Source organism: Hyphomicrobium sp. B1, assembly GCF_049532635.1.
Classification (GTDB): Bacteria; Pseudomonadota; Alphaproteobacteria; order Rhizobiales; family Hyphomicrobiaceae; genus Hyphomicrobium_B.
In genome coordinates this window covers 1,874,808-1,888,423 of the sequence record NZ_CP134871.1, presented here as the reverse complement: position 1 = coordinate 1,888,423, position 13,616 = coordinate 1,874,808, and the positions used below count along the sequence as shown (strand labels likewise).

15 protein-coding genes and 1 other RNA gene are annotated in these 13,616 nt (G+C 59.8%); 6 read left to right on the top strand and 10 right to left on the bottom strand.

Annotated features, from left to right (window positions below; translation table 11 throughout):
- Positions 1-50: 50 nt before the first annotated feature.
- The 8 genes from RLW55_RS09125 to RLW55_RS09090 all read right to left on the bottom strand — a co-directional run bounded on the left by RLW55_RS09125 (position 51) and on the right by RLW55_RS09090 (position 7,292).
- Positions 51-764 (bottom strand): phosphatidylserine decarboxylase, encoded by a 714-nt coding sequence (locus RLW55_RS09125; protein ID WP_013949487.1) that lies wholly within the window; start codon positions 762-764, stop codon positions 51-53.
- A gap of 45 nt (positions 765-809) precedes the next feature.
- Positions 810-2,276, bottom strand: a complete 1,467-nt coding sequence (locus RLW55_RS09120; RefSeq protein ID WP_423416226.1) for a Do family serine endopeptidase — start codon at positions 2,274-2,276, stop codon at positions 810-812.
- A 120-nt stretch (positions 2,277-2,396) separates the two neighbouring features.
- A complete protein-coding gene (locus tag RLW55_RS09115; protein WP_013949489.1) occupies positions 2,397-2,582 on the bottom strand; it encodes a DUF2065 domain-containing protein in 186 nt (61 codons plus the stop codon).
- Positions 2,579-3,478, bottom strand: a complete 900-nt coding sequence (hflC, locus tag RLW55_RS09110) for a protease modulator HflC (RefSeq protein ID WP_409561041.1) — start codon at positions 3,476-3,478, stop codon at positions 2,579-2,581. The genes RLW55_RS09115 and hflC overlap by 4 nt, the downstream gene beginning before the upstream one ends.
- A 1-nt stretch (position 3,479) precedes the next feature.
- Positions 3,480-4,688: an FtsH protease activity modulator HflK gene (hflK, locus tag RLW55_RS09105; protein WP_409561042.1), complete on the bottom strand. Its 1,209-nt coding sequence runs from the start codon at positions 4,686-4,688 to the stop codon at positions 3,480-3,482.
- A gap of 247 nt (positions 4,689-4,935) precedes the next feature.
- Positions 4,936-5,460, bottom strand: a complete 525-nt coding sequence (locus RLW55_RS09100) for a dihydrofolate reductase (protein ID WP_409561043.1) — start codon at positions 5,458-5,460, stop codon at positions 4,936-4,938.
- 246 nt (positions 5,461-5,706) lie between these two features.
- Positions 5,707-6,501 carry a thymidylate synthase gene (locus RLW55_RS09095; protein WP_423416225.1) on the bottom strand — a complete coding sequence of 265 codons (795 nt, stop codon included), beginning with the start codon at positions 6,499-6,501 and terminating at the stop codon, positions 5,707-5,709.
- Positions 6,502-6,533: 32 nt separating this feature from the next.
- Positions 6,534-7,292: a CPBP family intramembrane glutamic endopeptidase gene (locus RLW55_RS09090; protein ID WP_414463925.1), complete on the bottom strand. Its 759-nt coding sequence runs from the start codon at positions 7,290-7,292 to the stop codon at positions 6,534-6,536.
- A 150-nt stretch (positions 7,293-7,442) separates the two neighbouring features.
- Between RLW55_RS09090 and ssrA the strand changes: the two genes are divergently transcribed.
- Positions 7,443-7,879, top strand: a transfer-messenger RNA (tmRNA) gene (ssrA, locus tag RLW55_RS09085).
- Positions 7,880-7,983: 104 nt separating this feature from the next.
- Positions 7,984-8,646, top strand: coding sequence for an SspB family protein (locus tag RLW55_RS09080; protein WP_423416224.1), 663 nt, complete (start codon positions 7,984-7,986; stop codon positions 8,644-8,646).
- 106 nt (positions 8,647-8,752) lie between these two features.
- Here RLW55_RS09080 and RLW55_RS09075 read toward each other — a convergent pair whose 3' ends face one another.
- Entirely contained in the window at positions 8,753-10,219 is a 1,467-nt protein-coding gene (locus RLW55_RS09075; protein WP_423416223.1) for an ArnT family glycosyltransferase, read from the bottom strand.
- Between the two features lie 245 nt (positions 10,220-10,464).
- Here RLW55_RS09075 and RLW55_RS09070 point away from each other — a divergent pair, with 245 nt between their 5' ends.
- From RLW55_RS09070 to RLW55_RS09060, 3 genes are read left to right on the top strand one after another with little or no spacing between them, the layout of a single operon-like run.
- Positions 10,465-10,788, top strand: coding sequence for an ArsR/SmtB family transcription factor (locus tag RLW55_RS09070; RefSeq protein ID WP_423416222.1), 324 nt, complete (start codon positions 10,465-10,467; stop codon positions 10,786-10,788).
- The gene (locus RLW55_RS09065; RefSeq protein WP_409561049.1) at positions 10,785-11,006 is read left to right on the top strand and encodes a hypothetical protein; all 222 of its coding nucleotides are present in this window, start codon (positions 10,785-10,787) and stop codon (positions 11,004-11,006) included. Before RLW55_RS09070 ends, RLW55_RS09065 begins: the two co-directional genes overlap by 4 nt.
- 35 nt (positions 11,007-11,041) lie before the next feature.
- Positions 11,042-11,452 (top strand): SRPBCC family protein, encoded by a 411-nt coding sequence (locus RLW55_RS09060; RefSeq protein ID WP_423416221.1) that lies wholly within the window; start codon positions 11,042-11,044, stop codon positions 11,450-11,452.
- A gap of 38 nt (positions 11,453-11,490) precedes the next feature.
- Here RLW55_RS09060 and RLW55_RS09055 read toward each other — a convergent pair whose 3' ends face one another.
- Positions 11,491-11,880 carry a GFA family protein gene (locus RLW55_RS09055; RefSeq protein WP_409561051.1) on the bottom strand — a complete coding sequence of 130 codons (390 nt, stop codon included), beginning with the start codon at positions 11,878-11,880 and terminating at the stop codon, positions 11,491-11,493.
- A 152-nt stretch (positions 11,881-12,032) separates the two neighbouring features.
- On the opposite strand from RLW55_RS09055, the gene fumC reads away from it, so the two are divergent.
- Entirely contained in the window at positions 12,033-13,424 is a 1,392-nt protein-coding gene (gene fumC, locus RLW55_RS09050) for a class II fumarate hydratase (RefSeq protein WP_423416398.1), read from the top strand.
- The last annotated feature ends 192 nt before the right edge of the window (positions 13,425-13,616 follow it).

The window sequence follows — 13,616 nt, the reverse complement described above, 5'->3', positions numbered from 1 at the left end:
CCCATGCCGAATTGACATCGCTTTTCGTCAACGACGCGATCGTCCAGCCTCTAGGCGCGACGCGCCTCCCGTTCCGGCTCCGGCGAGTGAAGATCCGCCAAAACGGTTTCGCCCGCAACTGCACGTTGGCCTATACTGACAAGAGCCGTTTTTCCGGGCGGCAGATAGATATCGACGCGCGAACCGAAGCGAATCAGGCCGAATCGCTGCCCCACGCCGACGGCGTCGCCGACATCCGAAAACGTCACAATGCGCCGCGCGACGAGGCCCGCGATCTGGACAACGCCGACATCGCCATCGGTCGGCGTTTCGATGACGAGGATGCGCCGCTCGTTGTCCTCGCTCGCCTTGTCGAGGGCGGCATTCAGGAATTTGCCCGGAACATAGAGCGAGCGAATGATGCGGCCGGCGACCGGCGAGCGGTTGATGTGAACATCAAACACCGACAGGAACGTCGAAATGCGGACGCGTTCCTCGGAGCCAAGACCAAGCTCTGCCGGCGGAATGATTTTCTCGATGCCGGAAATCTTTCCGTCGGCGGCCGAGACGACGAGGCCGGGCCGAAGCGGCGTCACGCGCAGCGGGTCGCGGAAAAAGTAGATGACCCAGGCCGTGATGCCGGCGCAAAGCCAGCCGAGCGGTGGATAAAGAAAAAAGAACAGCAGCGTCACCGCGGCGGCGATCGCGATGAACTTGTGTCCATCGGGATGCACGGGCGAAAGCTGGTCAAAGATCGTATCGAGTAAGCCGTGACCCTCAGACACCAATTCTCTCCTGGCGTGAATTTTCAGATGGCGATAGCACGCCCGTTACGACACCGGTACGGCGACGAAACGAAGATCCCCTTTCGAATCCTCGACGCGCAATAGCACGGCCTTGCGACCGGACTTCTTCACCTTCTCGATGCTTTTGGCGACATCCTGCGGATCGGACACGGTGTCCTGGGCCGCTTCGACGATGACGTCACCTGCCTTCAGCCCCTTCGTTGCGGCCGGGCTTTGCGGATCGACGGCTTCGATGACGACGCCAGCGATCTTGGCGTCAAAACCATATTTCTTACGCAGTTCATCGGTCAGCGGCGACAGGCGCATTCCGATAATGGCCGAGCCCTTCGGATCTTCGTCTTCCGTGCCGTCGTCGTTTTTGAGATCGCTGGCGTTATCGTCATCGTCTTCGAGACGGCCGACCGTCACCTTCGTGCTCTCCTGCTTGCCCTTGCGCAGCAGCTCGACGTCGACGGCCTTACCTATGGGCGCCTGCGATACGATTTTCGGCAGGCCGCGCATGCTCGTCACTTCCTTGCCGTCGAACTTCAAGATGACGTCGCCCGGCAACAAACCTGCTTTCGAGGCGGGGCTGTCCGGCGTGACGGCCGCGACCAGCGCGCCTTCGTTTTCATCAAGCCCGAGCGTTTCGGCGATCTCGTCGGTCACCGATTGAATTTTGACGCCGAGCCAACCGCGGCGAACCTCACCGTATTGCTTCAACTGCTCGACGACGTTCGAGACAGTGTCGGACGGCACGGCAAAGCCGATGCCGATCGAGCCGCCGGTCGGAGAAATGATCGCGGTGTTCACGCCGATCACCTCGCCGTTCATGTTGAACAGCGGACCACCGGAGTTGCCCTTGTTGATGGCTGCGTCGGTCTGCAGATAGTCGTCATACGGACCGGAATTGATGTCGCGGCTCTTGGCCGAAATGATGCCCATCGACACCGAGCCGCCGAGCCCGAACGGATTGCCGATCGCCATGACCCAGTCGCCGACCTCGATGGCGTCGGAGGAACCGAACTTCACATCTGCCAGCGGCTTCTTCGGTGAAACCTTCAGAAGCGCCAAGTCGGATTTGGTATCGCGGCCGATGACCTTCTCGACGACCAGCTTCGAGCCGTCGTGGAAATTTACGTCGATCTCTTCCGCGCCCTCGATGACGTGGTTGTTGGTGACGATCAGGCCTTCCTTGCCGTCGATGACGAAGCCGGACCCGAGAGAGGAAATCTTGCGGTCGCCGTGCGGAACGCCGCCGCGCTTGTTGAAGAAATCATCGAAGAAGTCTTCGAATGGCGCACCTTTCGGCACCTTCGGCAGCGGCACGCCTGCCGGCCCCTTCACGGTCTGCGACGTCGAAATGTTGACGACGGCATCAGAGAGTTTCTTGGCCAGCGGAGCAACAGACGCGGGACCGTATTGGAACGTCTCAGCCCAGGCGCCTGGCACGTTCAACAATCCCAGGCTCAAACTCAAGCCGAGAAGAAGCGCCGAAACTTTCTTCGTCATTGCAAGGAACTCCAAGTCTGACCGGCACCCGAGGACCGCCGCGGACCTATGCTAGCTCGCCCAACATCAAAGCGTGAACATGGCAAGGTAGCATATCGCCAGCATGCGGGGATAAGTTGCCTATCCCCGCGCGAGCCAGACTACAAATACGCCAACGGCCACTGCGGCGACCGCGCAGATCTGGATGCGGCCGGTGGAGAAATTCGCAATCTCTTCAACGGTCCGCCGCGCAAACTGGGGCGCGGCGGCCCATAAGAGACCCTCAAGGACAAGGGCGACGCCCAGTCCCGCCAGGAGGTCGTTCATCGCTGGGGCGCGGGAGCAGCCGCAGTGGGAGGCTTGCCGTTAGGATCCTCAAAGTACCGGAAGAATTCGCTGTTGGGCGACAACAGCATGCGGGTGTCGCTCGGCTTCAGGGCCGTCGTATACGCCTGCATCGACCGATAGAAGCGGAAGAAGTCCGGATCTTGGCCAAAGGCTTCAGCGAAGATGCGGCTGCGCTTGGCCTCGCCGTCACCGCGGATTTCGTCCGACTTCTGCGTGGCGGTCGCCTTGATGATCGTCACATCCTTGTCGGCGTTGGCGCGAACGCGGTTGCTTTCGGCTTCGCCCTGGGCGCGAAGCTCAGTCGCCTCGCGAACACGGTCGGCCCGCATGCGGTCATAAACCTTCACGAGGTTTTCCTGCGGCAGGTCTGCGCGCTTGATGCGGACGTCGACGACTTCGAGGCCATAGTCGCGGCCTTCCGTATTCACCTGATCCGCGATCTGTTTCATCAGCGATTCACGCTTGTCTTTCACGACCTCTTGCAAGGTCGCCGAGCCTAGCACACGGCGGATTTCAGATTCGATCAGCGGGCCGACAACTTCGCGGACGCGATCCTCGTCGTGGACGTTCTGATAGAACTTCAGCAAGTCGACGATGCGATAGCGGGCGTAAGCGTCGACGATGAGACGCTGCTGATCGGACGCCGTCACTTCCTGCTCGGTCGTGTCGAGATCGAGGATACGTTTGTCGAATTTCTCGACCGTATCGATGAACGGCATCTTCCAATGCAGGCCCGGCTGAGTGATCGCGGGTTGCGCCTTACCAAAGCGCAGGACAAGCGCCTGCTCGTTCTGGTGGACGATGAACGCGGAGGAATAGAGCACCACCGCTGCGACGCCGATAACGGCGAGAATGAAAGCGAAGAACGCACGCATGTTATTTCGCTCCATCCGTATCGGTGCTGGTCTGATCGTCACTCGGGCGGCGCTGGAGCTGCTCCAGCGGCAAGAACGGCACGACACCCTGGCCGTTGCTCTTCTGGTCCAGAATGATCTTGTCGGCGCCGGAGAGCACGCGCTCCTGCATTTCGAGATAGAGCCGTTCGCGCGTTACGTCGGGCGCCTTCTTGTATTCATCGTAGACCTTGAGGAAGCGGGCGGCCTGACCGGTTGCTTCCGCGACCGTCTGATCGCGATAGCCCTCGGCGGCGGCGATGATGCGATCGGCATCACCGTGGGCGCGCGGCACCACCTGATCGGCATAGGTCTGCGCCTGCTTAATCAGCGTTTCCTTTTCCTGAGCCGCGGCTGCAACTTCGCGGAACGAGCGGATGACTTCTTCCGGCGGATCGACCTCTTTCAGCTGAACCTGGTCGATCTTGATGCCGGCCCCATAGGAATCGAGCGTCTTCTGCATGAGCTTTTGCACGGCTTCCTGCGTCGCCTGACGGCCGCCGGTCAGCAGCGGCTGCAGATTGGACTGGCCGACGACTTCGCGCATCGCGCTTTCAGCAACCTCGCGCACCGTCGTTTCCGGCTGTGCGATGTTGAACAGGAATTCCTCAACGCCTGTCTGGCCGTTGGCTTCATTCTTGTCAGGGCTGATGCGCCAGAAGACGACGAAGCGGACGTCAACGACGCTGCCATCGCCTGTCAACATCAAGCCGCTGTCGCGCGCACCGATGACGCTGCGGCCGGCGCCGATTTCGATGGTGCGCTGCTGCGTAACCTTCGGCAGGCGCACTTCCTCGATCGGGTACGGCAAGCGCCAATTGAGGCCGGGTCCGACCCAGCGCTCATACTTGCCGAAGCGGAGGACGATGCCCTGCTCGTCCGGGTTCACGCGGAAGAAAAAGCCGTAGAAGACGACGCCCGCCAGAACGAGCATCGCAATAAAGAACAGGAACGGTTTGGGCACGCCGCCGCCGAAGCTACCGCCGCCACTGCCGTTGCCGCCGCCACCGCGCATCACCTGACGCATGCGATCCTGGCCGCGACGCAAAATTTCATCGAGATCCGGCGGTTCTTTCCCGCCGCCACCGCCGCCCTGCGGTCCCCATGGCCCTTGGCCCCACGGACCACCACCGCCTTTGCGGCCGCCGTTTCCCCCACCGCTGCCGCTACCGCCTTGACTACTCCAGGGCATAAATCAGGGCCTCTTTCGAATTTGAGCTGAAGATTAAAATCGTGCCCCCCAATGGCCTTTTCGAGATGTCGCGGCACCGTGGTGACGCCGGATGTAAACACACGCACTGCAAAGGCCTGAGCAACGTAGATAAAACCGGGATTTGCGCAGCTTATAGGGCAGGGCCCCGACGTTCGCAAATTTCCCGTTGGTTTGGCTAATCGCAATTTGGGGCCTCGGCACGCGCCTTCAAGGGCGGCCAGGCTTTTCAGGCGTCTTGCTTTTGGCGATCGTAAACAATGAGCGTTGCGGCGTGGTCGTCACGCGGGCCTTGGGGCAGCGGCTCGCGGCTTAACTCGCGCCATTCGGCTGCATCGAGCGCGCCGAAATGGCGGTCGCCTTCGACATCGGCGTGAACACGGGTCAGATAAATTCGATCTGCAACGGGAAGCGCGGCCTCGAATACCTGAACGCCGCCGATAACCATGATCTCGTCGGCGCCGCGGGTTTTGGCGAGCACTCGGGCGAGCGTCAGCGCGTCGGCTACGGACTCACAGGTCGAGACGCCTGCTACCTCGAAAGCCGGATCGCGCGTGATGACGATATTATCGCGGCCGTCCAGCGGCTTGCCGATCGAGTCGAACGTTTTTCGGCCCATGACGATGGGCTTGTCCATGGTCAGGCGGCGAAATGTTTTCAGATCGGACGAGAGCCGCCACGGCAGTGCGCCGTCACGGCCAATGACGCCGTTTTCGGAAACGGCGACGATCAGGGATATGCATGTGTCATTCATCGGCGGGGCATAGCATTATTTGTTTGCTCTTTGCGACTCCCCTGCGGGGAGCCGGCCGAGCTTTTCGTTTGTCGCGACGACTCTCATTCGTCTAGCCGGCCGTCGTGGACGGAGACCAGCAACGTCATCCCGGCGAAGGCCGGGATCCAGTCAACTCGAAACAAGCGTCTGCTGATGCTTGCCTGGGTGCCGACCCCGGCCTTCGCCGGGGCAGGCTCTTCGTCGGCATGACGATGTGGAGATAGCTTAAACCGCGACGGGCGCTTTGATGTGGGGGTGCGGGTCGTAGCCCGACAGCGTGAAGTCTTCGTATTTGAAATCGAAGATCGAGCTGACGTTCGGGTTGATCGTCATCGTCGGCAGCGGGCGCGGTTCACGCGAAAGCTGCAGATCGGCCTGTTCGAGATGATTGAGGTAGAGGTGTGCATCGCCGAAGGTGTGCACGAACTCGCCGGGCTTCAGTCCGGTCACCTGGGCCATCATCATCGTCAGCAGCGCGTAGCTCGCGATGTTAAACGGCACGCCCAGAAAAATATCGGCCGATCGCTGATAGAGCTGGCAGGAGAGCTTGCCGTCGGCGACGTAGAATTGAAAGAGGCAGTGGCACGGTGCCAACGCCATCTTGGCGAGGTCTCCCGGGTTCCACGCCGTCACGATGATGCGGCGCGAATCCGGGTTGCGCTTCAGATCCGATACGGCATTCGCGATCTGGTCGATGGTCGAGCCGTCGGCAGCTTCCCAGCTGCGCCATTGCTTACCGTAGACGGGACCGAGATTGCCCTCCGAGTCCGCCCATTCGTCCCAGATGCTGACGCCGTGCTCTTTCAGATATTGCGTGTTGGTCGCGCCGGCGAGGAACCACAGCAGTTCGACGATGATCGACTTGGTGTGGAGCTTCTTGGTCGTGACGAGCGGAAAGCCTTCAGCCAGATCGAAGCGCATCTGATGGCCGAAGACTGACAGCGTACCGGTGCCGGTGCGGTCAGTCTTTTCGGTACCGTGGTCGCGCACGCGGCGCAGGAGATCGAGGTATTGCTGCATGGGGTCAGACTTATGCGATTCTGAGACGACCTTCAGCCCGTAGTCAGCGCACTATCGGGCGCCAAGACCATAAGCAGAATGATCAATGAGTTGTAGCACCCATGGCACACCATCGGGGTCAGCAGGCTGCCGGTGCGCTCGCGCAGCCACGCCAGGTAAAGACCGATGAGCGTGATCGCGCCGAGACCGTAAAGCGAATAGTTGGCGTGGAGGGAGGCCCACGCGACCGCTGTAATGACCATCGCCCCCACGAAGCCTAGCGGCGATTGCCGCAGCGCGCCGTAGATCAGGCCACGAAACAGCAATTCTTCCGCCAACGGTGCGCCAATGCCGGCGGCCAGCAAGATCAGCCACCAGGTCCGCGACTTCATCATCTCGGAAAACGGCTGCAAATCGTGGCGCAGCGCATCCGGATTGAAGACGAAGACGAGCGAGGCGAAACAGGTCGCCAGTGAGACTAGGGCAATGACGGCGAGAAAAAGCGTCCAGATTCCGCCGCGCGGCATGGCAAAGCTCAACGCGCTGGCGCCCGTCGTCCGGCGTCCGTAGGCGTTGACCATCAGGACCGAGGCGACCGTCACCACCTGGAAGGCGAATAGCGAAGACGCGACGCGGCCGGTCAGCAGTGCCTCAAGCTCGCCTGCGGCAAATGCGCGAGGCTCATGAATTTGAGCCCAGACGTCGAACAGCCAGGCTGCTCCATACCCGGCTCCGGTGGCCAGGACGATGATCGCGACAGCCAGAACGGCCGTGACGACCACACCTTTCCAGGTCTGAATTATGTTTTCCACGGGGGATTATCTGCTTCTTTCCGGCGGCGGTCGCATCGAAACACCCACGTAAATACGGCATCCGGGGGGGTCCGCCTGAGCCGGTTGATCGTCACCCAGCCGTCACAGCGGGTAACAGGTTTTCAGGGCGAGCGAAACTAGGTCACCGAAACGCTTTTTTTCGTAAGCGTTGCCCCCTATATTCAATGGTGCTGGCTCTGCCAGCTATGGCGATAAACGCGGTCGTAATAAGCCGATCGGACCCGGGGGCGGTACCCGGCGCCTCCACCATTTATGCTGGGCCTTGCGACTCCCCTTGCGGGGAGCCGGCCGCAAGGCCCGGTGATCTCGTTGGGTTTCCCGGCGAGCACCGGCCGTAAGGCCCAGCTGTTATGGGGGCGAAATAGGATCGACGAAGGTGTAAAGGACTTAGCTTTTGCCCGGCATGATACCACCGTTATCGGGTCATACAGAATAGTTGCCAATGACAACTATGCTGAGGCCGCTCTCGCTGCGTAATGCAGCGCGACTAGCCTGAACTTGAAGCCCTTGCCCCTAGCAGGGTAAGGCGCGGTCCGGAGGGCACCGGGCAACAGAAGCCCTCCACCTTTCCGCCTGTGCGCCGAGGTAAACTTGACGGCGCGGGCTTGACGGGACGGGAAATCTGATTTCAGAGGTCAGATGGAATTCAAGTAGGATCGAAGGCTGAGGCATGGCATCGGGGCCGTCCATAGATTACGGGAAATTGCAGCAGGAGGCGATGCGCGGGGTCGTGCGCGCCGTTCTGCAACGGGTCGTCAAGACGGGACTCCCCGGCGAACACCACTTTTATATTTCCTTCCTAACGCAGGCTCCGGGCGTGATCCTGTCGAAGCGGCTCAAGGAAAAATATCCGACCGAGATGACGATCGTCCTCCAGCATCGCTTCTGGGACCTGATCGTTTCCGACGAACGATTCGAAGTGAAGCTGACGTTCGACGGCATTCCGGAACGTCTCGTCGTGCCGTTCGCGGCGATCAAGGTCTTCATCGATCCGAGCGTACGCTACGGCCTGCAGTTCGATGAAGAAACGAACGAGCAGGAGGCTGCCTCTTCGCCTCGCGCCATCGACGCAACTTACGATGACGCGAGCACCGAAGCGCCGCGTCCGAAGAAGCCGCGCGCCCCGCGCAAGCCCCGCGCCGCCGAAAAGGATGCGCAAAACGTCTCGACGCTGACGGCAGTCGAACCGGTGGAAGTGCTGCCGCCCAATCCGGAGCCTGCAGCGCGCGCCGGAGAAAACCTGCCGGGCGACGGCGACGAAGATGGGGCGGATAAACAGCCCGAAAGCGGCGGCGCAAAAATTCTGAGCTTGGATCAGTTCAGGAAGAAGTGAGCCGTCTTCGACGGCCGCTCTCGATTATCGTTCGAAACGAGCAAGCCGCAGCCGATAAGAGCATCGGATTGATGCTCCCATTTCGTCGGTCGATGCCGGCTTCTTGCTAGTTCAATCGAAGCAACGCGAAGTGGTTAAACGCGAGAACCGATGTCATTAGTCCGTGGCTTCGAGCGAGCATGGCGCGCGCATCAGTCTCCGGCGCGACAAGCCAAGCCGGTCTCGTAATCTTTGCTATTTGATTGGGCGTTATCGTCATCACCGGGACGTGCACATACGGAAGTTCGTTCAAGGCCACATGCCAGCCCGTTCGATAGACTGGGCCTGGCGCTTCCTTCACGAGCGTTGCGATTTTCGCGCCGTCGACTTTTGAACGAATATATCCCGGCGTCAGGAACACGTCGCTCATCGAGTGGTAAATCGCGTATCCCAACAGAGCGGCGACGAGCACACCGGCTGTCGCAACAAACGGCGCCATTCGTTTCGACAAGGCATCAAATGCAACGCCCCCAAGAACGCACAAGGGTAGCACCGCAGGCAAGATGTAACGGGGGTTAACTTCGGCCGGCCAGAACAGAACGACCAAAGTGCACGTCAGACCATAACAGCTGACAGCAAGGATGAAGTGCCGGCGAGGTTTCGTTTCCATAGCGCTGAAGTCGGCAAACGGAAGAGCCGCCGCCAGCATTGCAGCCGGCAAACATTCAAAAAAGAAATCGGCGCCGTTCGCAAACGGGTGAGGCCACACAACGCCGTTGGACGAAAGCCGCGTGTAGCGCAGCCATTCGCCTTGATCTCCGGCGACGAAAACATGGGCATACCACAACGCAGTTGGAACCGTTGCGATAAAGCCGGCGAGGATGAGGCCAGGAAGTTGACGCCACCCTGAGGTCAACGAGAGAAAGACGAAGATACCGAGAAAGAAATATGCCGTCGGTTGCGGACCCTTCATAAGGGCGGCGATCGCTAAGATAGCTCCAATGATAATCCAGCGACCGACCGTTAGCCGGTCGGCGACATATGCATTCCACCACACCAGAAAAGCGCCAAACAATAATGCCGCTAGCGGAAGGTCCGCCACGGACGTCACGTAATATCTCATGACAAGCGGGCAGGCCAAAAACAACAGGGCCCCAAAGCCTGCAGCTTCAGGACTGACATTCGGTCGTACTGCGCGCCAGATCAGAACGGTGCCCGCGACGAGGGAAAGCACCACGGGCAGACGCGCGATAAATGGGAACACTTGGCCAAACGGCGTACTCAGCGCGGCAATAACCCAGGACAGTAGCATAGGCCGCTCTATCCAGCGCAGATTGTACATATGCTGATTAAACCAATTCCCGTCATCCAAGGCGCTTTGAGCCACGGTGACGGTTAGTCCTTCGACGTAGTGATATCCGTGAAGGAGCGCTTGCGGCACGGAGACGATGAGCGCCAGGACGATGATGAGGACTATCGCATCGCTGCGATGGGCTAGCAGTTTGAATATTCTCTTTGAATGCTGAGCGAGAAGCGGAAGACGCAGCGCGCGCCAACCTTTGGCTTGGGCCAACCCGACGATTTCGTCTGACATGCTTTTTGAATTGCCCCGAGACGGTTTTGCAAAATGACGCCAGGAGGAATTGCCGTTCCTGGCGGCAAAATCAGGTCATCGGTCATACGATCCTGTAACACGACATGTGTTCCGTGTGCGCACTGGCTTGCGCAACCTCTCTCTCATCTTCTCATGTCATTGATCACTCCTCCTCCTTTGGCGCTTGACTAATACATAACTGGTCAGATATGGATCTATTCATAGCCAATGGGTTATGGATTGCGATGCAGGGCACTCACGACATTCTTTTTCGCACACTCGCCGATCCCACACGGCGCGCCATTTTCGAGCGCCTGTGCCGCAATGGAGAGCAAACAGTCAGTGTGCTGACGGCGCAAGCTGGGATTTCGCAGCCGGCCGTTTCGAAACATCTCGGCATCTTGAGAGATGCCGGGCTCGTGCGAGACCGGCATGAAGGCCGGCAGACGCACTACAGCGCAAAGGTCGGCGCGCTTGCTCCGCTCATCGACTGGACGAGCCAGATGACCGGCTTCTGGCAGAGCCGTTTTGATCAACTCGAAGACCTGCTGAAGAGGATGGACCAATGACTCTCAACATGTGGGTTCGGCAAATTCACCGCTGGCTGTCGATTGCATTCACTCTGACGGTCATCGCCAATTTCGTTGTGCGGATTTGGGGCGAGCCTCCGGCGTGGATTACTTATTCGCCATTGCCACCGCTCTTTTTGCTGCTGTTTAGCGGACTCTACATGTTCGCTCTGCCTTACATGGCGAAATCACGCCGGAGGGCCAATGCCCTTCAATGACACGCATCGCAACGAAGAAAATGAGAGGACGCCCCATGAAGCAGACTGCGAGCGAAACGCTGTCCGTCGTCATCGAGCGCGATATTCCCTATCCGGCGGAAAAGATCTGGAGGGCGCTGACGCAGCCGCATCTAATCGAAGAGTGGCTAATGCAGAACGACTTCGTGCCGGTGGTCGATCATCGCTTCCATCTTCGCGCTGACTGGGGTGCCGTCGATTGCAAGGTTCTGGTCGTCGAACCGGATGCGTCGTTGTCGTACACCTGGGCAGCTTACGGTCTTGAGAGCGTCGTGACGTGGACGCTCACGCCGACGGCTACGGGGACGCGTCTGCGCATGGAGCAGTCGGGCTTCCGGCCGGATCAGCAGCAGGCGTATCAAGGCGCGAAGTTCGGCTGGTCGAAGTTCTTCGACAATCTCGACAGCGTGCTCGCGAAAACGGAATAGCGCCAATCTGATGATACCTTCCGGCCGCGTCGCCGCCGCTAGAACCACATATCGCGGATGCAGCGTCCGTCGCGCGGAAGGTCATCGAAACTCACAAGACCATCGAAGTGATCGATCGGGATCGCGGCGATTGCGTCAGGCTCGGTGAGGCGAAGGTTTACGGCGATGCGGCGGCGGCCGTCTTCTTGGGCGAAACATGCGCGCCAATAGGCCACGCATCCACACTCGGGACAGAAGTGGAATTCGAGGGCCTTACCGCGGGCGTAATCTTTCGTCTGGCCCGAGACGCGGATGCGCTCATTTTCGAAGTCGTAGGCCCAAAGTACACCGTAGCGGCGGCAGACCGTACAATTGCAGGCGGTGGCATCCTGCGGGACGCCATCGAACGTCCAGCGCACAGCGCCGCAGTGACAGGATCCTTCCAGCATTCCGCTATTCTCCCTGGCGGCTCGACTTACGGGAAAAGCGACGACTGGAGAAGTTAACCCCGTAGTCGCATTCGAAACAACTCGACAAAGCGGCTTCCATGCGCGACGAAGCACGCATTTTCCGGCATCCGAACGAAGAATGGACCGATCTCATGACCAAGACGCGCATTGAAACCGACACCTTCGGGCCCATCGACGTTGCTGCGGACCGATATTGGGGTGCGCAGGCCCAGCGCAGTCTCGGCAATTTCAAGATCGGCTGGGAAAGGCAGCCGGCCCCGATCGTCCGCGCGCTCGGCATCGTCAAGCGCGCTGCAGCCGAGACGAACATGGCGCTCGGCCGGCTCGACCAAAAAATCGGCGACGCTATAGTCAAGGCGGCGCAGGAAGTCATCGACGGCAAGCTCGACCAGCACTTTCCTCTCGTCGTCTGGCAGACGGGCTCTGGCACGCAGTCGAACATGAACGCCAACGAGGTGATCTCGAACCGCGCCATCGAAATGCTCGGCGGCGAGATGGGCTCGAAGAAGCCGGTGCATCCGAACGACCACGTCAATATGAGCCAGTCGTCGAACGACACCTATCCGACTGCGATGCATATCGCGTGCTCGGAGGAAGTCGTTAACCGGCTGATCCCGGCGCTCAAGAAGCTTCAAGGCGCGCTCGACGACAAGGCCAACGCGTGGGCGAAGATCATCAAGATCGGGCGTACACATACGCAGGATGCGACGCCGCTGACACTCGGTCAGGAATTCTCCGGTTATACCCAGCAGGTAGAAAACGGCATTGAGCGCATCGAGCAAACTTTGCCAAAGCTGATGGAGCTCGCGCAGGGCGGCACCGCCGTCGGCACCGGGCTCAATGCACCGAAGGGCTTCGCGGAAATGGTTGCGGAGCGGATTGCGACCATCACCGGCATGCCGTTCAAATCGGCGCCGAACAAATTCGAAGCGCTCGCCGCGCACGACGCTATGGTCTTCACGCACGGCGCGATCAACACGGTTGCGGCGTCCCTGTTCAAGATCGCAAACGATATCCGCCTACTCGGATCGGGTCCGCGCTCGGGTCTCGGCGAGTTGTCGCTACCTGAAAACGAGCCGGGCTCGTCGATCATGCCGGGCAAGGTTAACCCGACGCAATGCGAAGCGCTGACCCAGGTCTGCATTCAGATTTTCGGCAACAACGCCGCGATCTCGTTCGCCGGCAGCCAGGGTCATTTTGAACTCAACGTCTACAATCCGGTGATGGCGTACAACTTCCTGCAATCAGTCCGCTTGATGAGCGATGCAGCGGTATCGTTCACCGACAACTGCGTCGTCGGCATCGAACCGCGGGAAGACAACATCAAGGCGGGGCTCGAGCGCTCGTTAATGCTTGTGACGGCGCTCGCACCGAAGATCGGTTATGATAACGCCGCCAAGATCGCGAAAACCGCGCACAAAAAGGGCTCGACGCTGCGCGAGGAAGCCGTCGGCGGCGGCTATGTAACAGACGAAGAGTTCGATGCCATCGTGCGTCCGGAAAAAATGATCGGACCGGAGTGACGATTTAAAATCGTTCTATCTGTGTGCGTCCGCTAAGGCGCACCGGCGACGTCTCTGAACGAATGCTGAAACCGAAACGCGTTGCGACCGAACGGCACTCGCGCAATAAAATGTGCGCGAGTGTTTGACGACTTTGCGCAGGTGCTCCTAAAATAGCGCGAAGCCAGGATGCGATTTGCATCCCATGCGGAG

Excerpts from the sequence above, each read along its gene's own strand:
- RLW55_RS09100 (WP_409561043.1), bottom strand. The coding sequence starts at position 5,460 with ATGAATGACACATGCATATCCCTGATCGTCGCCGTTTCCGAAAACGGC.
- fumC (WP_423416398.1), top strand. The coding sequence starts at position 12,033 with ATGACCAAGACGCGCATTGAAACCGACACCTTCGGGCCCATCGACGTT.
- RLW55_RS09070 (WP_423416222.1), top strand. The coding sequence starts at position 10,465 with ATGCAGGGCACTCACGACATTCTTTTTCGCACACTCGCCGATCCCACA.
- hflK (WP_409561042.1), bottom strand. The coding sequence starts at position 4,688 with ATGCCCTGGAGTAGTCAAGGCGGTAGCGGCAGCGGTGGGGGAAACGGC.
- RLW55_RS09065 (WP_409561049.1), top strand. The coding sequence starts at position 10,785 with ATGACTCTCAACATGTGGGTTCGGCAAATTCACCGCTGGCTGTCGATT.
- hflC (WP_409561041.1), bottom strand. The coding sequence starts at position 3,478 with ATGCGTGCGTTCTTCGCTTTCATTCTCGCCGTTATCGGCGTCGCAGCG.
- RLW55_RS09095 (WP_423416225.1), bottom strand. The coding sequence starts at position 6,501 with ATGCAGCAATACCTCGATCTCCTGCGCCGCGTGCGCGACCACGGTACC.
- RLW55_RS09075 (WP_423416223.1), bottom strand. The coding sequence starts at position 10,219 with ATGTCAGACGAAATCGTCGGGTTGGCCCAAGCCAAAGGTTGGCGCGCG.
- RLW55_RS09055 (WP_409561051.1), bottom strand. The coding sequence starts at position 11,880 with ATGCTGGAAGGATCCTGTCACTGCGGCGCTGTGCGCTGGACGTTCGAT.
- RLW55_RS09080 (WP_423416224.1), top strand. The coding sequence starts at position 7,984 with ATGGCATCGGGGCCGTCCATAGATTACGGGAAATTGCAGCAGGAGGCG.
- RLW55_RS09120 (WP_423416226.1), bottom strand. The coding sequence starts at position 2,276 with ATGACGAAGAAAGTTTCGGCGCTTCTTCTCGGCTTGAGTTTGAGCCTG.
- RLW55_RS09115 (WP_013949489.1), bottom strand. The coding sequence starts at position 2,582 with ATGAACGACCTCCTGGCGGGACTGGGCGTCGCCCTTGTCCTTGAGGGT.
- RLW55_RS09060 (WP_423416221.1), top strand. The coding sequence starts at position 11,042 with ATGAAGCAGACTGCGAGCGAAACGCTGTCCGTCGTCATCGAGCGCGAT.